The sequence below is a fragment of the Methylobacterium phyllosphaerae genome, from assembly GCF_001936175.1.
Classification (GTDB): domain Bacteria; phylum Pseudomonadota; class Alphaproteobacteria; order Rhizobiales; family Beijerinckiaceae; genus Methylobacterium; species Methylobacterium fujisawaense.
In genome coordinates this window covers 5545269-5566012 of the sequence record NZ_CP015367.1, presented here as the reverse complement: position 1 = coordinate 5566012, position 20744 = coordinate 5545269, and the positions used below count along the sequence as shown (strand labels likewise).

Sequence of the window (20744 nt, the reverse complement as noted above, 5' to 3'; positions counted from 1 at the left end):
AGCGAAAATTTCCAAGCGTCTTCCGGTCAAACAGAAGCCCAGCCGAATGGCTGGGCTCGGGATTTCTTGTTGTGAGTGGTTGCGCGCGTCGCTGGTGCTCAGAAGTCCCGCTGCACGCGGAAGCGGAACTGGGCCGCGTCCTGAGAACTCACGTAGCGCAGCGCGTTCTTCGAGATGTCGGGCGTCACACCATTGTTGAGGGCGGTGCGGATGTACTCACCTTCGACCCCGATATCCAGGTCCTTCACCGGAGTCCAGATCAGGCTCGCGCCGGTGATGATCTGGTTGTTTCCTCTCAGGACAGGGCTTGTGGCGAAGGCCAGGGCATTGGAGGCACTGGCGCCGGCCGGTGCGAAGCCGAAGCCCAGGAGGCCGAGGGCATTGCGGCCCTTCGAATTGTAATCGATCTGAGCGTAGCTTCCGAAGAAGGCCGACCGCCAGGCCGGTGACCAGTAGTGGAGCATCGACGCGACGGCCGAAAATGACGTCGACAGCTCGAGACGGCCCGTGGTGGGGTTGAGGACCGCATCGGCGTAGTATTGGGCGAACGAGCCGCCACCCACGGGCGCTGCGCCGAGGGCATCGTACGGAGCCGTGTAGTTCGAGATGCCCGTATAGGCGATGGCACCCTGGCCGTAGGCGCCCTGAAGGTACAGCGTATCGCCCGTCGCGATGAACGGCAGATTGACCTTCAGGCCGCCCTGGACCGCCCATCCATAGGCGTTCGACGCGCGTCCCGTGGGCGATATGCCGAGACCGGTGGTGGCCGTGGTGATGCCCCCCACCGTGCTTCCGGCATCGCCCGCATTGATCTCGTGGACGGCGGCCGACACCTGGGCGGATCCCCAGGCCTGATCGATGCGTGCCACGCCGATGAAGTCGGGCATCCGGCTTTTCTGGGTCACATCGACGAAAGCCACGTTGCCGGGACCGACCACGATCGGTGCGAGGAAGGTCGCGGGCGTGAACGGGTTGAAGGCGTTGCTGTAGCCCGCGAACCCGCCGCCCGCCGTGAAGGCGCCGACAGCGGCCCCCGTGCCGAAGATCGGGAAGCGGCGATAGACCGGGTCTTCCATGGAGGCCGTCAGGGTGACGCCGTTCCCGAGCGTCGCCGAATAGGCGAGCAGGTTCGTGCTGAACGTGTCGGATCCGGCCGTTCCGCCGATCAGCTCGAAGTCGTGGGCATAGAAGTCGAAGAACGAGGAGGCGCGGCCCGCGGTCAGGCCGGCGAACTGAATGAACGCCTTGTCGGCGTTGATGTAGGTTTGCGTGCGCCCGAACGCGTCGGCGCCGAGTCCGGCGATCGCCAGGCTCTCGCGCTGCCGGGATCCGGAGGTCAGGAACGGGCCGCTGCGGTTGGCGACGTCGACCCGCAGGAAGGCTCTCAGGGTTCCGTAATCGGTCTGGGTCCGCGCATCGAGGTTGATCCGCATCAGGCCCAGATATCCGGTCAGGTCGCCGCCACCGCCGGTGCGGACTTTGCTGGTCTGATATAGGAAGTCATACCGCGCCCTGCCGGATATGCGGAGGCAGGTATCAGTGCCGGGAATATAGAAAAAGCCCGCTCCGTACGCGTTGCATACACGCACAAATTCGACTGGCGCTGACTTCAGGGTCGGCAAATCTGCGGCTTGTGCGCCTGCAATCGGAAGCATCAGAGCTGAAGAGCCCAGTAACAGCGCCTTGATTTTGGTCATGGTGTCCCCGCATCCGACGCCGTGGCTATGGAGGTGCCAGCGTCAACCCAATGATCCGCGTTCACGCGCGTGCGGGATGACCGGCACGATGCGACGTCGCAGTGTTTTGGAGATTTGGCCGGCCTATCGATCGGCAGCTTGACCGTATCTATCAAGTAATGATTTTACAAATAAATTAGAATTGTATTTTTCAACTACAATTCGGTTCCTTAAATTTGTTTTTGTATCTGAATCTTGAAACGACGACGAAGCGCGGGGCTTTGCGGTTGCGACGTTTCCGCGGCCAGGCAAGGTCCTACTCAGGGGGAAGCCGCGGACGGGATCGCCGATCGTCCGGGTGAGCGGCGGCGCCACGGCGCCTGTCCGTCGTCGCGATGTCACGCGCAACCATCGAAACGGATCGCCGTCCGCGCCCCGCGTTCCCGCCGGCGGCCCCATCGGTCCGGGGAGACCGAAAGCCTCTGCAATCATGCTCTCGAGGGAGGCGCTGACGCTCCTGAGCGTGCATTGATCGAATGCCGTGCCGATCTCGCTCGATGGCCGGCCCGCCCTACCAGCCGGACGGAGCAGGCCGGCAGGATGCGACATGGATCCGCCGGCCATTGCCCGCGGGCATCAGCGGACCCCGAATGGAAACGATGGCGCGGCCGATGCCATCGGTCGCCGAACCACGATGGCCGAACCGTTTCGCCACGGGGGATTCGGTCGATCGCTCAGGACGGCGCCGTTAAGCATATCCGCGAGGAATCTCGGATTTGAAAGCTCGGCCATATCGCCGGGTGTGGTCTATGATTTACAAAGTCCTAACGCAGGTCGGATAAATTGCACCGATTGAGCGGAGGATCGAATGTCGGAACCGCTGACCCTCGCGCCCCATCGGCCTCGTGGCGCCGCGGCAATGTCCGAACCGGGCGTGCGCCTCGACCGGCATCCCCGCTCCGATACCGGCACGATCCTCATCCATTGGATCGTCGCCGGCGCGATGGTTGCGAGCCTGCTCACGGGCTTGCGCATCTCGGCCGACGCTCCTGTGGCGCGCACCGCGAAATTCCTGGCCCCGTTTCTGCCGCAGGGCGAAGTCTGGACCGTGCACTTCGTGGCTGGTCTCACCCTGTTCTTCGCGATCACGGCCTATGTCGTCTACCTCGTGCGCGGACGTCTCACGGATCGCAATGGCCTGTCCCGGCTCCGCGCGATCCGCGTCAGCGGCCGGAGCAAGGCGGCGCGGAAGGCGCGGTGGGGTGGCGTCAACGTCGCCCTGCACTGGCTGATCTATGCCGTCACCCTCGTCCTGACCGGCACCGGCATCGCGCTCTATCTCGGCTATGGCGGCTGGGTCGTCTGGCTGCACGCCACCTGCGCCCTGGGCGCGCTGGCCTACATCGCCATCCACACCCTCGCGCATTTCATGTATGGCGGGCTGTGGCAGCTCCTGCGGCTCTTCCGCCCCGCGCCCCTGGCGGACGGGGCGACCCGCCGCCGTCGGCCCTTGCTGGCGGCCGCAATCGTCGGCCTGCCCGTGGTGGGTTTGCTGGCCTGGGCAGATCTGACGGGTCGCTCCACCCTCGTGGTCGACAAGGTTTCGGTCGGCCCCGACCTGTCGAAGCTCCTCGACGATCCCGTCTGGCGCACCGCCCGACCGGTTTCAGTCCGGACGATGCAGGGCGCCAATTTCGGCGGCACCGGCGAGACCACCGTGGAGATCCGCGCGGTGCGCGATGGGGCGAACGTCTACTTCGCTTTTCGGTGGTGGGACCCCTCCCGCTCGCTGAAGCGCGTCCCGATGATCAAGAAGGCCGACGGCTGGCATCTCCTCGACGCGGACGCCGCCAAGGCGGACGTGACCGGATACTACGAAGACAAGCTCGCCGTGATCTTCTCGCGCTCCGATGCCTTCGGCAGCGGCGGCTCGACCCATCTCGGTGCCCGCCCCCTGCCGGACGCCCCCGCGCCTCTGAACGGCCGCGGCTACCACTACACCACCGACGGCAGCTACATCGACATGTGGCAGTGGAAGGCGGCCCGGGGCGGCATGCTGGGCGTCGTCGAGGACATGCATATCGGGCCGCCCACCGAGCCGACCGCCGCGGAGCGGGCTGTGAAGGGCCGCTACCAGGCGGGCTATTGGGGCGATCCCGGCACAAGCACGTACCGCTACAATTTCCGCTTCGAGGGCCCCGGTGGCTACGAAGGCGCCGTCGAGCCGCTGCGGCTGCCCAAGGACTGGCGGGCCACCGTGGCCAGGCTCGGGACCATCGATCTGGGCCTCGATGCCAGTACCGCGCCGGGTTCGGCTTGGTGGATGGTCGAGAAGACCGAGACGGTTGCCTACTCGGCGGCCGGCGACGCAGAGATACCGGTCGGGACCGTCATGCCGGGTGTACTCATGACAGACGGCTATTCGGGCGATCGGGCCGGAATCTCGGCGGCGGCCGACTGGGCTGACGACCATTGGACCCTGGTGGCCTCGCGCAAGATCGCGACCGGCAGCAAGTACGACGTCGATTTCCTGCCCGGCAGCAAGTTCTTCCTCTACGTCTCGGCCTTCGATCACACGCAGACCCGCCACACGCGGCACATGCGGCCGGTCGAAGTCCTGCTGCGCTGACGCGGGATCGCAGCATGACCGATCGCGTCTCCCTCGTCGTCAATGGCCGGCCCATCAGCGCCGGCGCCGGACAGACCCTCCTCGACGCGGGTCTGGCATCCGGCCAAGCGATCCCGCACGATTGCGCCACCGGTCAGTGCGACACCTGCCGGGTCCGGATCCATTCCGGCTCGGTGGACGATGCCGGAACCCGCATCGGCGACACCGTCCTGGCGTGCCGGGCGCGCCTGACCGCGGACATCGCCATCGAGTTCGACGAGGTTCCCGACGTCGTGCGGCGGGCCGGCATCGTGGACAGCGTGGTCGAGCTCACTGCCGAGATCGTCGAGGTCACGGTCGCGTTGCGCAAGCGGCTGATCTATCTACCGGGACAGTACCTTCGCGTCTCCTTCGCCGGCCTGCCCGCCCGCGACTACAGCCCGACCCTGCGCGTGGACGGATCCGGCGAACTGAACGAATTGATCTTCCAGATCCGCCGGCAGCCCGACGGCGTGGTGTCGCCGCAGCTCGGCGGACGGATCGGACGGGGAACCGCCGTGAAGGTCGAGGGTCCGTTCGGAACCGCGTTTCACAGGTTGGGGCGCGGCCGTCTCGTCGTCGTTTCGTCCGGCGTCGGCTTTGCGCCCGCCTGGGCCGTCGCCCGAGCGAGCCGCCTGCGCGAGCCGGAGCGCGACCTGCTCGTCGTGGCCGGCACGCGCGAGCCGCAGAATCTCTACATGCGTCCGGCCCTGGAATGGCTGCGCGACCGGGGGGCGGTGACGATCTTGACGTGCAGCGGTCGCAACCCGCCCTCCGACGCCCGAGCCGGCAGGCCGACCCTCCATCTGCCGAGGCTCACACGGGAAGACACGGTTCTGGCCGCCGGCGCCCCCGAGATGGTCGCGGCGGTGCAGTTCCTGGCGGCCGCGACCGGTGCGACCTGCTACGCTGATCCGTTCTACGCCGCGACACACAAGCCGGACCGGAGCCCGCCGTCCGACACGAACTTCCTCCAGCGTTTTCTCCAGCGCGTGGCAGGTAATCGGACCGCGAAAACGGATCCGGTCGCCTAGCAGATCGTCAACCACATCTTCAAAGCAACCTAGTTGGTGACTCGAGGTTAAGCATTCGAGACGCATTCTGCGGCAATGGGCCCCATATTCGCGAACGTTCGAAGCGCTACCGCGCTCGCCATTCTCCTCCTCACCGCGTCGACCGGCGTCCGGGCGGAGGATCTGCCGATCGTGGGTACGGGCGACGGGATCGAGATGCTCCAGGCCGTCGCCGATTCCTACAATGCGGAGCATGGCCAAGCCCGCGTCTCGGTTCCCCCGAGCATTGGCTCCGGGGGGGCCGTGGCGAGCGTGGGCGGTGAGCGCCAGAAGCTCGGGCGGGTCGCGCGTCCGCTCACCGAGACGGAGAAGGCGCAGGGCCTCGTGGAGGTGCCGCTCATCCGAATTCCGTCGGCCATCTTCGTTCATCGCGGTGTCGGCGTGGCGACGTTGACGAGCGCGCAGGTGGCCGCGGTCTTCTCGGGCGGGATCGACAACTGGAGTGCCCTCGGCGGGCCCGATCTGAAGATCCGGGTGGTCCGCCGCGAGGAGACCGACAGCACGCTGTCGGTGCTCCGGGCGACCATGCCGGGCTGGCGTGATCTCGTCCTGACCAGCCGCTCGAAGACCGCGACCACCACGCAGGACGCGATCGCGACCGTTCGGGATACGCCCGGCGCCATCGGATTCGGCCCTTTCTCTCCGAATCTGGCAAGCGATTTCACGGTTCTGTCGATCGACGGCAGGGTGCCGCGTGACCCGGGCTATCCCAGCGCGGTGACCCTGGCGCTCATCTACAAGACCGCCACGAGAGACGCGGAGGCGTCGGCGTTCCTCGCCTTCGCAACGTCGGATCGCGCCGGGCAGCTGATGGCGGAGCGGGGCGGCGCCCCGCTCAAGCCGTGACGGGCACCGTCTTCTCGCGATCCCTGCGCGCACGCCTCGTCGGTGCGACGCTCTCGACGGCCGCGATCGCACTCGCGGCTCTCGTTTTCCTCGTGGTTCTCCGCTCCGAGCAGACGTTGCGGGAACAGGCGCAGGAAGTCACGACCTGGTCCGAAACCCAGCTCTCCGATCGCCTCCTGAGCGATGCCAAGCTCGCCGCGGCCCGGCTCGCGATGCAGCGCGAGGATGTCGAGCGCCGCTTCGCCACCATGGCGAAGCGCTGGGATGTGGTGAAGGCTGTGTTCTCCGGCAACACGGTGGCGGCGTCGGAGCTCATGCGGCCCGCCCTCGCCCTGGCGGATGTCGACGGGGCGATCGCCTTCGACGTCAACCTGCGCGCCCTCACCGCCGACCGCGTCGATGCGGATCTCCTCGCCGCCAATGCGGCCTTCGGGACGACGGCCGTCGCCACCGCGTTGCGCGCCGTGATCGCCGGGAACGACCGGGAGCACGCAAATGGGTTTGTGCTGACCCTGCGCTGGGACGAGGGCCTCGCGAAGGCGCTCGCCGCCGAAGAGTCCGGTGCGGTCGCCGATGTCTTCGGCCAGCCGCTGTTCGACGAGTTCGGCGACGTGATCGGCGGACTGGTCGGTTATCGCGTCCTGCGACCGCACGAGCCGACCCTGACCGCCTTCGCATCGCTGAGCGGACGCGACGTGCTGATCCTGTCGGGGCAAAGCCTCCTCTCCTCGGCCGGTGCCGACGTCGCCGACGCGCGGCTCGGCGACATCTCGGGCGCGGATCTGCACGCCGTCGTCGGGGCCGAGAAGGTCGCGCGCTGCCTTCCTCTGCCTCCGGATCTCCGTCTCTGCGTCGCGGCGCCGCTGCGTGAGTTGCAGCAGCTCACCGGAAAGGTCGTCGGCATCGGCGAGGAGAGTTCCCGCTCGCTCCTCAGGACGCTCAGCGTCGTCGCGGGCCTGACCCTATGCCTTGTCGCCCTGGTCCTGCTCATCCTGTCCAGCCGGATCACCCGTCCGCTGGTGCGCATCACGCAGACGGTGTCCGAGGTGGCGCGCGGGAACTGGCACGTCAGCGTGCCCGATATCGACCGCGCGGACGAGGTCGGCGACATCGCCCGCGCCGTCGTCGTGCTCGAACATTCCCTGTCGGAGCGGGATCAGCTGCGCGACGACGTCTTCCGGCAGAACACGATCCTGACGGAGCGCGAGCGGCAGCTGCAGGAGCAGAACGAGCGGTTCGATGCGGCCCTGAACAACATGTCCCAGGGCCTGTGCATGTTCGGCGCCCATGGTCGCCTCAAGGTGTTCAACGCGCAGTTCTGCCGGATCTACAATATCGCTCCGGATGCGCTCGAAGCCGAACCGACGCATGCGGATGTCCGCCAGCTGGCCGGTCTTGCGGATTGGTTGGGTCCGGAGAGCCGCCCGCACCGGCGGTCTCTGACCAGGACGCTCGCGGACGAGCGATGCGTCGAGATCACCGTCGAGCCCATGGCGGATGGCGGCTGGGTGGAAACGCATGAGGACGTCACCGCGAGCGTGACGGCCCAAGCCCGGATCGCCCATCTCGCGACCCACGACGCCCTGACGGGTCTCTCCAACCGGGCCCTGCTTGCGGATCGCTTGGCCGCGGCCTTGGCAGGCCATGCGCATGACGGCCGGGCGGTGACCGTGATCTGCCTCGACCTCGACGACTTCAAGGGGATCAACGACACCCTGGGCCACCCGGCAGGCGACGAATTGCTCCGGCAGGTCGGTCGACGGCTGACCGTGCTCTGCCCGCCCGGCGGCACCGTCGCGCGGCTCGGCGGTGACGAATTCGCCGTGGTCCTCTCGGAGGCGGATTTACCGGCCGGCGTTCTCGCGCTGGCGGACGAGGTCCTCACCCAGCTCAGGCGGCCGTTCATCCTCGCCGGACAGTTCGTGTCCGTCGATGCGAGTCTTGGGCTCGCGGTCTCCGCGGCGGACGATGCCGACGGCGACGATCTCCTGCGTCGCGCCGACGTCGCCCTCTATGCAGCCAAGGCCGACGGTGGCCGGCGCGTCCGCGTCTTCGAGCCGGAAATGGAGGAACGCCAGAATCAGCGACGCTGGCTCGAACGGGAGTTGCGGCTGGCGATCGGGACCGACCAGATCGCGCTGCATTATCAGCCGCTGTTCGATCTGGCGACGAACGCGGTGACCAGTTTCGAGGCTCTGGCCCGCTGGCATCACCCGGAGCGGGGCATGATCTCGCCTGGGGAGTTCATTCCGGTCGCCGAGGCGACCGGGCTGATCGACGCCCTCGGCGCTTACGTCCTGCAAAAGGCCTGCGCGGACGCGATGGGGTGGCCGGGCAAGCAGCGTGTCGCCGTCAACATCTCGCCGATCCAGTTCCGCGAAGGCAATCTCGACCGGTTCGTCGAGGAGGTTCTGCGCACGACCCGACTGCCGAGCCAGCGGCTCGAACTCGAGATCACCGAATCCGTGATCCTAAGCCAGGATCAGGCGAGCTTCGATATGCTGACCCGCCTGCGTCGCCTGGGCGTGCGGTTCTCGATGGACGATTTCGGGACCGGCTACTCGTCCCTGAGCTCGCTGAACACCTTCCGCTTCGACAAGATCAAGCTGGATCAGTCATTCGTGCGGAATCTCTTGGAGAAGGACGAGGCGGCTGCCATCGTCCACGTCGTTGCCGAACTCGGTCGCAGCCTGAAGATCACCACGACGGCCGAGGGCGTCGAGACGCCGGAACAGCTGGCCCGGCTGCGGGCGAGCGGATTCTCGGAGGTTCAGGGCTATCTGCTGAGCCGGCCGATCCCGGCGGCCGACGTACCCGACTTCATCAACACGCAGAACGCGTTGAACGCCGCGGCCTGAAGGCACCGAGTGCCCGACGGCCCGCAGCGCTCGGGCGGTTCGCGCGCGCAGCGGGCCGATATGGCCCGCTCCGGCTCAGTCCGTCACCCGTTCCACCCGCGACAGCAGACAGCCGGGCCGGGCGGTGTGGATGTTGACGAAGAGCGTCCGCGGGTCGTCGAGGGCGCGTCGAAGCGGCTCCGCAACATCGCCGCCTGGGCAGACCTGTCCGAGATCGTAGAGACAGAGGTGATCGGCGTCGTAGGCCCGAACGGAGACGAGCGGATTCGCACGAACGATGGGCGCGACCGCGTCGACCGTCTCCGTATACGGGCACTCCCTCTCGTGCAGGAAGATCGGACTCGGGGTCCAGTAGATGCCGAGCGGCTGCCGGAGATCGTAGGATCCCAGCAGCATGTTCTCACCGGCTTTTGCAAGTTTGAGACAATGTCGACAGGGAAATTGACCGCTCGCCGTCGCCATGATCCGCCGGATCGGGTTGCCCCGGTCATCGAAGCCCGTGCGACGGAAGCGGTCCGCCGTCGCCGTCTCGATCGGAACACATCGAAATCTGGTCATCTCTCTTCCTCCGCGACCTGCCGTAAGGCGCGTGGCAGAGGTGCCGCATCCCGCTTCTTGCTGTGCAATCAGGTCCGCCGATGCACGTCTGGCGAGGACGATTCGTGAAGGCCCGTGCGCGAGACGGCGACGCGCGCAGCCGCACGCGCTTCAGGCGGGGTCCGGATCGCCTGGACGCAGCGTGTGGCGATAGACTTCGACCGCGCCCTTGCCCTTGAGCGTCACCGCGCCGATCGGCCGGACGCTCCGCCGGTCGGGCAGGCGCAGAAACGCCGCGTGCGACAGATGCAGCGCGGTTCCCTCGCCGAGGCCCGACAGGCGCGCCGCGACGTTGACCGTGTCGCCCCAGAGATCGAACGTGAACTTCGTCCGGCCGACGATCCCACCGACCACCGGCCCGATATGGAGTCCACCGCGGATCCGCCAGCCGGGCTCTCCGGCCGCCGCGACCGCCACCATGTCGGCGGCGCATCGGATCGCGGCCGTGACCGGGTCGGCATGTTCCCGCAGCAGGTTCGCCGTTGCCATGAAGGCATCGCCGATGGTCTTGATGTTCTCGAGGCCCCGCGCCTGCGCAACGACCTCGAACGCTTCGGCCAGGCGCTGGATCTCCGCGACGACGACGTCCGGTGTCTGACCATGGCACCACGTCGTGAAACCCACGAGGTCGACGAACAGGACGGCGACGTCGCCGAACAGGCGCGGCTTGACCTGTCCGGTCTCCATCAGTTCCGACACGGCCGAGACCGGCAGGATGGCATGAAGCAGTTCGTCGGCCCGCTTGCGCTCACGCTCGATCGTTCGCAGGTGTGCAATCTCGCGGTCATGCGCCCGCTTCCGCTCCAGGCACGAGCGGATGCGAGCTTCCAGGATCACCGGCTCGAAGGGCTTCGGGAGGTAGTCGAAGGCGCCGAGTTCGATGCATCGGACGATGCTGCCGATCTCCATCAGCGCGGAGATCATCACCACCGGCGTGTGGCGCCATGCCTCGTGGGCCTTCATCCGTTCGAGCACGGCATAGCCGTCGAGAGCCGGCATCATCACGTCGAGGAGGACGAGGTCGAACGGCTCCTCGCTCAGCCGGTCGAGGGCGGCTCGTCCGTTGGCCGCACGGACGCTCGTGTGGCCCAGGATTTCCAGTTCCTGTTCCAGCAGGTCGAGGTTGAAGGGCTCATCGTCGACGATGAGGATGCGGGCTGGCTCCACAGGTTCTTCTCCCTCCGGCGCGAGACTGCGGCCGGATCGGCCGGGCTCAATCGAGCCAGTGCCGCAACTTGGCGAACAACAGGTCTTCGTCGACGGGCTTGGTCATGAAGTCGTCGCAGCCGGCCGCTCGCGCCCGATCCTCGTCGCCCGTCATCGCGTTGGCGGTGATCGCCACCACCGGGATGGCGGCGGTGGACGCGTTGGCCTTGATGCGGCGTGTCGCCTCCCAGCCGTCGACGAGCGGCAGCGACAGATCCATGAGGATGAGGTCGGGCCGGTGGGCGATCGCCATCTCGACCCCGGCGGCGCCGTCGACCGCGATGACAAGCTCGTACGTGTCCTCGAGCAATTGAGTCAGCAGATCACGATTGAGTTCGACATCCTCGACGATAAGTATTCGCTTCATGCGTTGATCCCCGAGGGAGCGGACCGGCGCGCAGGGCGTAGCCGACGGCTCATCGGTCACGGTCGGCCGCCTCGAGCTCCAGGACCGGCAGCACGCGCCGCACCTCGCGGACCAGGGCGGCGCGGTCGAGACCGCTCTTGTCGATCAGTCCGAGTACCCGCTCCCGCAGCATGTCGCGCTCGGCCGTATCCAGGGATGCGGCTGTCAGGACCACGACGGGGATCGTCCGGCCGACCGGATCGGCCTGGAGGGCGTCCAGGAAGGCGAGGCCGTCCATCCGCGGCATCAGCAGGTCGAGCAGGATGACGCTCGGGCGGGCCTGAGTGATACGCTCCAGGCCGGCCGCCCCGTCCGCTACCCAATCGACGGTGCATTGCTCCGCGTTGAGCAGCTGGCGCACGAGGTCGGGAACGTTGGGATCGTCGTCGATCACGAGGATGCGCTCATTGTCGGGGGCGATCCGCGCGAGGGCGCCGATCAGGGCTTCCCGCTCGAACGGCTTCACGATGTAGTCGGTCGCTCCGAGGCGGAAGCCCAGCTCCTTCTGGTCGACGATCGAGATCAGCACGACCGGGATGTCCCGCGTCAGCGGATCGGTCTTCAGCGCGTGCAGCACCTGCCAGCCGTCGGTGCCGGGCATCATGATGTCGAGGGTGATGGCGCGCGGTTGCAGCTCCCGCGCCTTGAGCAACCCGTCCTGGCCGCTCGACGCGCCGATGACCGTGTAGCCGGCATCGGCGAGGTTCTCCTGCAGCAGGTAGACGACGTTGGGATCGTCGTCGATCGCGAGCACGAGCTTGGCGCCCGACCGGGACACCGGCGTTACCGGGAGCGCCGGCCTCGGACTCGGCGGTCCCTCGGCGGCGCCGGCGATCCGCATCGGGATGCTGAGGGTGAAGGTCGACCCCGCCCCTTCCCGGCTCTCGACGCCGATCTTTCCGCCGAGCAGCCGGGCGAGCCGGTGGCTGATCGCCAGACCGAGGCCTGTGCCGCTGTGGGAGCGCGTGGCGCTGTTGTCGACCTGATGGAACTCCTCGAAGATCGCATTCAGCGCGTCGGCGGGAATGCCGATGCCGGTGTCGATCACGGCGAATTCGACACTCTCGCCAACCGGACGGACGCGCAGCGTCACCGATCCGGCCTCGGTGAACTTGATGGCGTTGCTGAGCAGGTTGATGAGGATCTGCCGCAGCTTCTCCTCGTCGGTCCGGAGGGTCGCGGGCGTATCCCGGACATCCCGAACGAGCTGCACGCCCTCGTTCTTGACGAGGGGCTCGACCGTCCTGAGGCAGAGGTCGAGGACCGGCTCCAGCGTGAAGTCGGACGGTTTCACCTCCATCCGTCCCGCTTCGACCTTGGCGAGATCGAGGATGCTGTTGATCAGCGAGAGAAGGTGCTCTGAACTCGCCAGGATCTTCTCGAGGTTCTCGAACTGCTTCACCGGCAGGGCGTCCTTCGCCCGGCGCATCACCAGCCGGGTGAAGCCGATGATCGCATTGAGCGGCGTGCGCAATTCGTGGCTCATATTGGCCAGGAAGCTGCTCTTGGCGCGGCTGGCTTCCTCGGCCGCCTCCTTGGCCTGCCGCAGACGTTCCTCGGCCTGCTTGCGCTCGATCACCCGACCCAGCTGCGCGCCGATATTGCTCATCACCCGCAGCAGCGACGCGTCCGGCGGCGATGCATCGCGGGCGAAGAATTCCAGCACCGCCACCACCTCGCGCCCGACCGTCACGGGAAAGCCGAAGCCCGCCCGGACCCCGTCCTGCGCGGCCGCCGGGGCGCGGGGATCTCCGGCCAGCGTCGGATCGCCGAGGGTCCATTCGGGAGCCCCGGAGAGCAAGACGCGACCGGCGAGGCCCGTTCCCGGACCGAGCGGCGTCCCGGCCGTCGCCGCGCGCAACTGGGCGAACCCTTCTGGCGTGTCGCAATGCCAGATCCCCGTCGGCAGGAGGGCCCGGCTTCCGTCATCGGCGCGGGTGTAGGCGTGGCCGAGGGGCCAGCCGGCATGGTGGGCGACGCGTTCCAGACAGAAGCGCAGGGCCTCCGCCACCGTCGGCGCCTCGTTGGCGGCTGCGGCCGCCGCCTGGAGCAGCTCGACGAAGGCGGTCTGCTTCTGAAGCGCCAGCTCGGCTTCCTTGCGCTCCGTGATGTCGCTCCACGACTCGACCACCTCGACGGGCCGACCGTTCGGATCGCGCAGGAGGCGCTGCTCGTCCCGGACCCAGCGATAGGTGCCGTTCGCGTGCAGGAACCGGTATTCGATGACGTTGTGACCCTGATCGAGCAGATGCGGGAATTCGCCGAGGACGCGCTCCCGGTCTTCGGGGTGCAGCCGCTCCAGCCAGAATTCCGGTCCGGCCAGATAATCGCCGGGCTCGTAGCCGAGGAGATCGCGTACATTCTCGCTGATGAAGGTCGGCGCGTTGCGGCCGCCCACCTCGAAACTGCAGATCATCGACGGTGACGCGGTCAGCAGGTAGGTCAGCCGGCCCTGCGTCGCCCGGAGCGCCTGCTCGGCACGCTTGATCTCGGTCACGTCGGTGTAGACGGCAACGACGCCGCCGTCGTTGATCTTGCGCTCGCTGACCTGAACCCAGCGGCCATCGACGCGCTGCTGGAGGAGCGGCCCGCGCGGTGCGCGATAACGGGCGATCCGCTCCGCCAGCCACGCCTCGACCGTCGTGCCGTCTGCGCGCACGATGCAGGTCTCGGCGACGGCTCGGGCGATGGCCACGAACGTCACGCCCGGGACGATGATCGCCGACAGGCCGGGATGGAAATCCTGGAAGTGCCGGTTGCAGAAGACGAGGCGGTCGTCCGAATCGAACAGCGCGAACCCCTCGGAGCTGCTCTCGATAGCCTCGATGAGCTTGTGCCTGGCGACGCCGTCCTCGGGCGATCCGGCTGTCCGGATCGCGGCCCCCAGCGCATCCGCAGACGTCTCGAACGGGGACCCGGCCGGCGTGTGAGACATGGCTCGGACCACCCTGACAACGACGCTTCGAGGGCGCCGCGGCTTGCCGCGTGAGGCCGGACACACGCGTTGTCCGAAGCCTGGCTATTCATTATTCGACACCGTTACATGGTCCAATTGTCGGATCAAGCGGCGTCAGAACTGCTGTCGCGTTGCGGTGAACGATGTGCCCACAGGTGTGGCAACTCGAAACAGACCGTCGATTTCAGCCGGTCCGTCACGGCCGCCGATCATCCGTGCCCGCCCCGGACGCATCGGTGCCATGTCTGGGCGAGGCGTCGCGTCGCGTCAGGTACAGTGTATCTTCCGTGAAAACGGAGGAAATAATGGCCTACAAGATCACTTTTCGTAAGGGAAAGCGCGAGAGCTTTACCAAGCTCTGGCCGTGCGACCTTGAGGCGGCGACGGCCTACGCGCTGGCGCAACTGCCCATCCAGCATCGGGAGAAGGGTGCGACGTCGGTGAGCGTGATCTGCGAGCGGACCGGCGACGTCGTGTTCAGTTCGACCGAGCAGCCCGAGACCGAACCGGCATAGGGCCGGTCGCGAGACGGACGATGCAGAGGTCGGCGTCCGCTTCGATGCGGATGTCCGGCCGCGGGCGCGGACGAGCCGCACCGGGAAGGGCCGAATCATGGCTTCAGACGCATCCCGGCCGCAGGGGCCGACGGTTACGTCTTCCGCATGCGCCGACCTGGAAGTCGGCCCGTACAGCTCGCCGCCCTGCTTCCTGCACGAACTCGATCCGAGCTTCCTCGGTCTTGCCACGGCGCCGGCGGCACAGCCGCAGACCACGGCCGCCGACGACGGGACGCCTGACCTCGCAGTCGCTCGCGATCCTGATGACATCCCTACGCCGGATGCTCTGCAGCCGTCTTGGATCCTCACGGCCGACGGGGACGTGATCGCGCCACCGGGCACATGCCCGGATGGAGCTCCCCCATGCAGATCCTCCGCCATATCCTCGCCGAATGTCGGGCCGACCGCGTCTTCGCGCTGATGATCGTCACGCTCGGCGCTTGGTCGGCCATCTCGGTCCTGCTGCTGGCTCTGAACATCCCCGAACCCTTCACCGCTCGATGAGCGCCTCGGTTACGGCGCTCGATTTGGACGACCGGCCCTCCGGAGCGCCGTCCTGTCCCGCACCCGGGCGGTCGCCGCAGATTGGCTTGGCCGCGCCCTGCGCCTGCCCCATCGTGCCCGTCGCCGGGCGCTGCCACGCTTGTGGGTTGATCTATGGCGGCATTCGCGGCGAGGCCGCGGGCGTGATCCGGCTGGATCGGGCGCTGTGGCGTGCGCTCTGCCCCGGCGCCGCGCGGCTGACGATGCCGACAGCCTGCGGCGCGTTGCGTGCGAGCTTCGTCGGACGCGCACGATCCTAACGCGACCCTTATAAGTTCCGCCCCGGTCCTCGCTCGAACCCTAACGCGGTTCGAGGCGACACTGATGGTCGGCCAAGGCCGGGTGCGGAACCTCCGCGGCCGGTCCGCCGAACCGGACCTGACCCCCATGCTCGACATCGTCTTCCTCGCCGGAGCGCTCGCCTTCTTCGCCGCCGCGGCCGGCTACGCGGCCGCCTGCGATCGGCTCTGAGAGAGTCCGCCATGACCCTCGATCTCGCCCTCGGCGCCTGCGTGACCGCCGGCCTCCTCGTCTACCTCACCTATGCCCTCGTCCGCCCCGAGCGGTTCTGAGCGGCCCTGACGGATCTCCCCCATGAACCTCAACGGCTGGATCCAGATCGCGCTCTACTGCGCGGTCGTTCTGGCGCTCGTGAAGCCCCTCGGATCGTACATGACCCGGGTCTTCACCGGAGAGCGCACCCTCCTCTCACCCGTGCTCGGCCCCGTCGAGCGCGGGCTCTACCGCATGTCCGGCATCGATGCCCGCCAGGAGCAGCACTGGCTGGCCTATACGGGCGCGGTCATCCTGTTCCACGTGCTGGGCTTCGCGGTGCTGTACGCGATCCTGCGGCTGCAGGCGGTGCTGCCGCTCAATCCGGCCGATCAGACCGCAGTGGCGCCGGATCTCGCGTTCAACACGTCGACCAGCTTCATCACCAACACCAACTGGCAGTCCTACGGCGGCGAGACCACGCTCTCGTACCTCTCCCAGATGCTGGGGCTGACGCACCAGAACTTCCTGTCGGCGGCGACCGGCATCGCGGTGGCGGTGGCGCTGATCCGCGGGTTCGCCCGCGCCTCGTCGGGCACGATCGGCTCGTTCTGGGTCGATGTGACCCGCGCCACCCTCTACGTGCTGCTGCCGATCTGCGTGCCCTACACGCTGTTCCTCGTCTGGCAGGGCATGCCGCAGACGCTCGGCGCCTACGTCGATGCCACGACCCTGGAGGGCGCGCACCAGACCCTCGCGCTCGGACCGGTGGCGAGCCAGGTGGCGATCAAGATGCTCGGGACCAATGGCGGCGGCTTCTTCAACGCCAACGCCGCGCACCCGTTCGAGAACCCCACCGCCCTGTCGAACTTCGTCCAGATGGTCTCGATCTTCGTGATCGGCGCCGCGCTGACCAACGTCTTCGGCCGCATGGTCGGCGACGAGCGCCAGGGCTGGGCGATCCTCGGCGCCATGGGGATCCTGTTCCTCGCGGGCGTCCTCGTCACCTACTGGGCCGAGGCCCACGGCAGCTCGGTGCTCAACAGCTTCGGGCTGACCGGCGGCAACATGGAGGGCAAGGAGACCCGCTTCGGCATCGCCGCCTCGGCGCTGTTCGCGGTGATCACTACGGCGGCCTCCTGCGGCGCCGTCAACGCCATGCACGACTCGTTCACGGCGCTCGGCGGCCTGATCCCGCTGCTCAACATGCAGCTCGGCGAGATCATCATCGGCGGCGTCGGCGCCGGCCTCTACGGCATGCTGATCTTCGTGATCGTAGCGATCTTCGTGGCGGGCCTGATGGTCGGCCGCACCCCCGAATACCTCGGCAAGAAGATCGAGGCGAAGGAGGTGAAGATGGCCATGCTCGGCATCCTCTGCCTGCCGCTGATGATGCTGGGCTTCACCGCCCTGGCGACGGTGGTGCCGGCGGGCCTCGCCGGCCCGGCCAATGCCGGCCCGCACGGCTTCTCGGAGATCCTCTACGCCTACACGTCGGCGGCGGCCAACAACGGCTCGGCCTTCGGCGGGCTGACGGCCAACACGCTGTTCTACAACAGCACCCTGGCCATAGGCATGCTGGTCGGCCGGTTCTTCGTGAAGATCCCGGTCCTGGCCATCGCGGGCTCGCTTGCCGCCAAGAAGACGGTCCCGGCCTCGGCGGGCACGTTCCCGACCCATGGCGGCCTGTTCGTCGGGCTGCTGGTCGGCGTGATCCTCATCATCGGCGGCCTGACCTTCTTCCCATCCCTGGCGTTGGGCCCCGTGGTCGAGCACCTCGCGGGCGCGGCCGGCCAGACCTTCGCGACGGGGGGCTGAGATGCCGCGCACCCTCCCCGCCCGGCGCGTCGCGCGCCACCACCTCGTGCTGCACCGGCAGCCCCACCGGCGCGATCGCGCCGGTGCCCCGCCCCTGCGGACGTCGGACCTCGTCCTGGCGCTCCTCGGCGTCGTCCTGCTCGGCGGCTTCGCCCTCCTGGCCGCCTACGCACTGACGGCCGGCAGGCTGGCCCTCTGATCCCAAAAGCGCCCGGCGCGCCGCGCCGGGCTCCCCACCCCTTCCGGACATCTTCCATGTCGCGTCAGACATCATCCCTGTTCAGTGCCGCCCTGATCGGGCCGGCCCTCATCGGCTCCGTCAGGAAGCTCGATCCCCGCGCCATGATCCGCAACCCGGTCATGTTCGTGGTCGAGGTCGTGGCGGCGCTCACCACGGTCCTGTTCGCCCGCGACCTCGTCACCGGCGGCAACGACCTGGCCTTCTCCGGCCAGATCATCCTCTGGCTGTGGTTCACCCTGATCTTCGCCAACTTCGCCGAGGCCCTCGCGGAGGGGCGCGGCAAGGCCCAGGCCGACAGCCTGCGGCGCACCCGCACCGAGATGACGGCCAAGCGCCTCAAGGGCGCGGGCCGGGCCTACGAGACGGTGCCGGGCACCGCCCTCAAGGTCGGCGACGTCGTCCTGGTCGAGGCCGGCGACCTGATCCCCTCCGACGGCGAGGTGATCGAGGGCGTGGCCTCCGTGAACGAGGCCGCCATCACGGGCGAATCCGCCCCTGTGATCCGCGAATCCGGCGGCGACCGCTCAGCGGTGACCGGCGGCACGCAGGTTCTCTCGGACGAGATCAAGGTCCGCATCACCGCGGCGGCCGGCTCGACCTTCGTCGACCGGATGATCGCCCTGGTGGAGGGCGCCTCGCGGCAGAAGACGCCGAACGAGATCGCCCTGAACATCCTGCTCGCCGGGCTCACCATCGTGTTCGTCTTCGCGGTGGCCTCGATCCCGAGCTTCGCGAGCTACGCGGGCGGTTCGATCCCCGTGATCGTCCTCGTCGCCCTGTTCGTCACGCTGATCCCCACGACGATCGGCGCGCTGCTCTCGGCGATCGGCATCGCCGGCATGGACCGGCTGGTGCGCTTCAACGTGCTCGCCATGTCGGGCCGCGCCGTCGAGGCCGCGGGCGACGTCGACACCCTGCTCCTCGACAAGACCGGCACGATCACGCTCGGCAACCGGCAGGCCACCGAGTTCCGCCCGGTCTCCGGCGTGAGCGCGCAGGAGCTCGCCGACGCGGCGCAGCTCGCCTCCCTGGCGGACGAGACGCCGGAGGGCCGCTCGATCGTCGTGCTGGCCAAGGAGAAGTACGGCATCCGCGCCCGCGACATGGCGGGTCTCAACGCCACCTTCGTGCCGTTCACCGCGCAGTCGCGCATGTCGGGCGTCGATCTGGAGAGCGCCTCGATCCGCAAGGGCGCGGTCGACGCCGTGATCGCGTCCCTGTCCGGCCAGCCCGTGGCGAGCCGGGGCTCGAACGCCGCCCTCGCCTTCCAGCCGGCTCCGGAGACGGGCGCCGTCAAGGAGATCCGCGCCATCGCGGAGGAGATCGCCAAGGCCGGCGGCACGCCCCTCGCGGTTGCGCAGGACGGGCGGCTGCTCGGCGTCGTCTACCTGAAGGACATTGTGAAGGGCGGCATTCGCGAGCGCTTCGCGGAGCTGCGCCAGATGGGCATCCGCACGGTGATGATCACCGGCGACAACCCGATGACTGCGGCCGCCATCGCGGCGGAGGCCGGCGTCGACGATTTCCTCGCCCAGGCCACCCCGGAGGACAAGCTCGCGCTGATCCGCAAGGAGCAGGCGGACGGCAAGCTCGTCGCCATGTGCGGCGACGGCACCAACGACGCCCCCGCCCTCGCCCAGGCCGATGTCGGCGTCGCGATGAACACCGGGACCGTGGCGGCCCGCGAGGCCGGCAACATGGTCGATCTCGACAGCGACCCGACCAAGCTCATCGAGATCGTCGGCATCGGCAAGCAATTGCTGATGACCCGCGGCGCGCTGACGACCTTCTCGATCGCCAACGACGTCGCCAAGTACTTCGCCATCATCCCGGCGATGTTCCTGGGTCTCTATCCGCAGCTTCAGGCCCTCAACATCATGGGCCTCGCCTCGCCGCAGAGCGCGATCCTGTCGGCGATCATCTTCAACGCGCTGATCATCGTGGCGCTGATCCCGCTGGCCCTGCGCGGCGTCACCTACCGGGCCGTCGGCGCGGCCGCTCTGCTGCGCCGGAACCTCCTGATCTACGGGCTCGGCGGCGTCCTCGTGCCCTTCGTCGGCATCAAGGCCATCGACCTCGCCGTCAGCGCCCTCCACCTCGTCTGAACCGGTCCATCGGAGACCCGCCATGCTGAAACAGCTTCGCCCCGCCCTGGTCCTGCTCACCGCGCTGACCGCGATCACCGGACTCGCCTACCCCCTCGCGATGACCGGCCTCGCCGGCGCCATCTTCCCCGCCAAGGCCGCCGGCAGCCTGATCGAGCGCGACGGCACCGTCATCGGCTCCAGCCTGATCGGCCAGGCCTTCACCGGCGCCGGCTACTTCCACGGCCGGCCCTCCGCGACGACGGCGCCGGACCCCGCCGACGCCTCCAAGACGGTGCCGGCGCCCTACAACGCGGCCAATTCCTCGGGCTCGAATCTCGGCCCGACCAGCGCGGCGCTGGCGGAGCGGGTGAAGACCGATGTCGACGCGCTGAAGGCCGAGAATCCGAGCGCCCCGGTGCCCGTCGATCTCGTGACGACAAGCGGCTCCGGCCTCGATCCGGACATCTCGCCCGAGGCCGCCTACTTCCAGGTTCCCCGCGTCGCAAAGGCGCGCAATATCCCAGAGGACAAGCTGCGCGACCTCGTGACCGCCCGAATCGAGGGCCGCAGCCTGGGCATCCTGGGTGAGCCGCGCGTCAACGTCCTAGCGCTGAACCTCGCCGTCGACGATCTCGCCCGGCGGTGATGGACACGTCCGATCCCCGCCCGCATCCTGAAGAGCCGCGTCAGCGGCCCCGACGGGGATGGCCGGGGATCGCGCATCCGGCCGGAGCACCGCGA

The 20744-nt window shown here is 68.1% G+C and carries 17 protein-coding genes; 12 read left to right on the top strand and 5 right to left on the bottom strand.

Features of this window, described 5'->3' with window-relative positions; genetic code table 11:
* Positions 1–98 precede the first annotated feature (98 nt).
* Positions 99–1697 carry a porin gene (locus MCBMB27_RS25475; protein WP_043347634.1) on the bottom strand — a complete coding sequence of 533 codons (1599 nt, stop codon included), beginning with the start codon at positions 1695–1697 and terminating at the stop codon, positions 99–101.
* Positions 1698–2544: 847 nt separating this feature from the next.
* Between MCBMB27_RS25475 and MCBMB27_RS25470 the strand changes: the two genes are divergently transcribed.
* The 4 genes from MCBMB27_RS25470 to MCBMB27_RS25455 all read left to right on the top strand — a co-directional run bounded on the left by MCBMB27_RS25470 (position 2545) and on the right by MCBMB27_RS25455 (position 9100).
* Positions 2545–4305 carry an ethylbenzene dehydrogenase-related protein gene (locus MCBMB27_RS25470; protein ID WP_075381568.1) on the top strand — a complete coding sequence of 587 codons (1761 nt, stop codon included), beginning with the start codon at positions 2545–2547 and terminating at the stop codon, positions 4303–4305.
* Positions 4306–4319: 14 nt separating this feature from the next.
* Positions 4320–5357 (top strand): 2Fe-2S iron-sulfur cluster-binding protein, encoded by a 1038-nt coding sequence (locus tag MCBMB27_RS25465; protein ID WP_075381567.1) that lies wholly within the window; start codon positions 4320–4322, stop codon positions 5355–5357.
* A 75-nt stretch (positions 5358–5432) separates the two neighbouring features.
* Entirely contained in the window at positions 5433–6242 is an 810-nt protein-coding gene (locus tag MCBMB27_RS25460) for a PstS family phosphate ABC transporter substrate-binding protein (protein WP_075381566.1), read from the top strand.
* Positions 6239–9100 (top strand): putative bifunctional diguanylate cyclase/phosphodiesterase, encoded by a 2862-nt coding sequence (locus tag MCBMB27_RS25455; RefSeq protein WP_075381565.1) that lies wholly within the window; start codon positions 6239–6241, stop codon positions 9098–9100. Before MCBMB27_RS25460 ends, MCBMB27_RS25455 begins: the two co-directional genes overlap by 4 nt.
* 75 nt (positions 9101–9175) lie before the next feature.
* Here the strand turns inward: MCBMB27_RS25455 and MCBMB27_RS25450 are convergent, their stop codons facing one another.
* The 4 genes from MCBMB27_RS25450 to MCBMB27_RS25435 all read right to left on the bottom strand — a co-directional run bounded on the left by MCBMB27_RS25450 (position 9176) and on the right by MCBMB27_RS25435 (position 14244).
* Complete coding sequence (locus tag MCBMB27_RS25450; protein ID WP_257787394.1) at positions 9176–9562, bottom strand: DUF1203 domain-containing protein; 387 nt, start codon at positions 9560–9562, stop codon at positions 9176–9178.
* Between the two features lie 246 nt (positions 9563–9808).
* Entirely contained in the window at positions 9809–10864 is a 1056-nt protein-coding gene (locus tag MCBMB27_RS25445) for an adenylate/guanylate cyclase domain-containing protein (protein ID WP_075381563.1), read from the bottom strand.
* A gap of 46 nt (positions 10865–10910) precedes the next feature.
* Positions 10911–11270 (bottom strand): response regulator, encoded by a 360-nt coding sequence (locus MCBMB27_RS25440; RefSeq protein WP_043346454.1) that lies wholly within the window; start codon positions 11268–11270, stop codon positions 10911–10913.
* A 49-nt stretch (positions 11271–11319) separates the two neighbouring features.
* The gene (locus MCBMB27_RS25435) at positions 11320–14244 is read right to left on the bottom strand and encodes a response regulator (protein ID WP_075381562.1); all 2925 of its coding nucleotides are present in this window, start codon (positions 14242–14244) and stop codon (positions 11320–11322) included.
* Positions 14245–14570: 326 nt separating this feature from the next.
* On the opposite strand from MCBMB27_RS25435, the gene MCBMB27_RS25430 reads away from it, so the two are divergent.
* The 8 genes from MCBMB27_RS25430 (at position 14571) to MCBMB27_RS25405 (ending at position 20649) form a co-directional block, all read left to right on the top strand.
* Positions 14571–14780: a hypothetical protein gene (locus MCBMB27_RS25430; RefSeq protein WP_043755118.1), complete on the top strand. Its 210-nt coding sequence runs from the start codon at positions 14571–14573 to the stop codon at positions 14778–14780.
* A gap of 405 nt (positions 14781–15185) precedes the next feature.
* Positions 15186–15326, top strand: a complete 141-nt coding sequence (locus tag MCBMB27_RS30320) for a hypothetical protein (RefSeq protein WP_164706328.1) — start codon at positions 15186–15188, stop codon at positions 15324–15326.
* 363 nt (positions 15327–15689) lie between these two features.
* The gene (locus MCBMB27_RS29790; RefSeq protein ID WP_158498429.1) at positions 15690–15836 is read left to right on the top strand and encodes a hypothetical protein; all 147 of its coding nucleotides are present in this window, start codon (positions 15690–15692) and stop codon (positions 15834–15836) included.
* An 11-nt stretch (positions 15837–15847) separates the two neighbouring features.
* Positions 15848–15937: a K(+)-transporting ATPase subunit F gene (locus tag MCBMB27_RS25425; RefSeq protein WP_020091582.1), complete on the top strand. Its 90-nt coding sequence runs from the start codon at positions 15848–15850 to the stop codon at positions 15935–15937.
* 22 nt (positions 15938–15959) lie between these two features.
* The gene (gene kdpA, locus MCBMB27_RS25420) at positions 15960–17675 is read left to right on the top strand and encodes a potassium-transporting ATPase subunit KdpA (RefSeq protein WP_075381561.1); all 1716 of its coding nucleotides are present in this window, start codon (positions 15960–15962) and stop codon (positions 17673–17675) included.
* A 1-nt stretch (position 17676) separates the two neighbouring features.
* Complete coding sequence (locus MCBMB27_RS25415; RefSeq protein ID WP_075381560.1) at positions 17677–17874, top strand: hypothetical protein; 198 nt, start codon at positions 17677–17679, stop codon at positions 17872–17874.
* A 56-nt stretch (positions 17875–17930) separates the two neighbouring features.
* Positions 17931–20021 carry a potassium-transporting ATPase subunit KdpB gene (kdpB, locus tag MCBMB27_RS25410; RefSeq protein ID WP_043755116.1) on the top strand — a complete coding sequence of 697 codons (2091 nt, stop codon included), beginning with the start codon at positions 17931–17933 and terminating at the stop codon, positions 20019–20021.
* A gap of 22 nt (positions 20022–20043) precedes the next feature.
* Entirely contained in the window at positions 20044–20649 is a 606-nt protein-coding gene (locus MCBMB27_RS25405; RefSeq protein WP_075381559.1) for a K(+)-transporting ATPase subunit C, read from the top strand.
* Positions 20650–20744 lie beyond the last annotated feature (95 nt).

What these genes read in the sequence shown, in the direction of transcription:
- MCBMB27_RS25435 (WP_075381562.1), bottom strand. Translation starts at nt 14,244, where the DNA reads ATGTCTCACACGCCGGCCGGGTCCCCGTTCGAGACGTCTGCGGATGCG.
- MCBMB27_RS25475 (WP_043347634.1), bottom strand. Translation starts at nt 1,697, where the DNA reads ATGACCAAAATCAAGGCGCTGTTACTGGGCTCTTCAGCTCTGATGCTT.
- MCBMB27_RS25470 (WP_075381568.1), top strand. Translation starts at nt 2,545, where the DNA reads ATGTCGGAACCGCTGACCCTCGCGCCCCATCGGCCTCGTGGCGCCGCG.
- MCBMB27_RS25465 (WP_075381567.1), top strand. Translation starts at nt 4,320, where the DNA reads ATGACCGATCGCGTCTCCCTCGTCGTCAATGGCCGGCCCATCAGCGCC.
- MCBMB27_RS25405 (WP_075381559.1), top strand. Translation starts at nt 20,044, where the DNA reads ATGCTGAAACAGCTTCGCCCCGCCCTGGTCCTGCTCACCGCGCTGACC.
- MCBMB27_RS25450 (WP_257787394.1), bottom strand. Translation starts at nt 9,562, where the DNA reads ATGGCGACGGCGAGCGGTCAATTTCCCTGTCGACATTGTCTCAAACTT.
- MCBMB27_RS25440 (WP_043346454.1), bottom strand. Translation starts at nt 11,270, where the DNA reads ATGAAGCGAATACTTATCGTCGAGGATGTCGAACTCAATCGTGATCTG.
- MCBMB27_RS25460 (WP_075381566.1), top strand. Translation starts at nt 5,433, where the DNA reads ATGGGCCCCATATTCGCGAACGTTCGAAGCGCTACCGCGCTCGCCATT.
- kdpB (WP_043755116.1), top strand. Translation starts at nt 17,931, where the DNA reads ATGTCGCGTCAGACATCATCCCTGTTCAGTGCCGCCCTGATCGGGCCG.
- MCBMB27_RS25430 (WP_043755118.1), top strand. Translation starts at nt 14,571, where the DNA reads ATGGCCTACAAGATCACTTTTCGTAAGGGAAAGCGCGAGAGCTTTACC.
- MCBMB27_RS25425 (WP_020091582.1), top strand. Translation starts at nt 15,848, where the DNA reads ATGACCCTCGATCTCGCCCTCGGCGCCTGCGTGACCGCCGGCCTCCTC.
- MCBMB27_RS30320 (WP_164706328.1), top strand. Translation starts at nt 15,186, where the DNA reads ATGCAGATCCTCCGCCATATCCTCGCCGAATGTCGGGCCGACCGCGTC.
- kdpA (WP_075381561.1), top strand. Translation starts at nt 15,960, where the DNA reads ATGAACCTCAACGGCTGGATCCAGATCGCGCTCTACTGCGCGGTCGTT.
- MCBMB27_RS29790 (WP_158498429.1), top strand. Translation starts at nt 15,690, where the DNA reads ATGGTCGGCCAAGGCCGGGTGCGGAACCTCCGCGGCCGGTCCGCCGAA.
- MCBMB27_RS25415 (WP_075381560.1), top strand. Translation starts at nt 17,677, where the DNA reads ATGCCGCGCACCCTCCCCGCCCGGCGCGTCGCGCGCCACCACCTCGTG.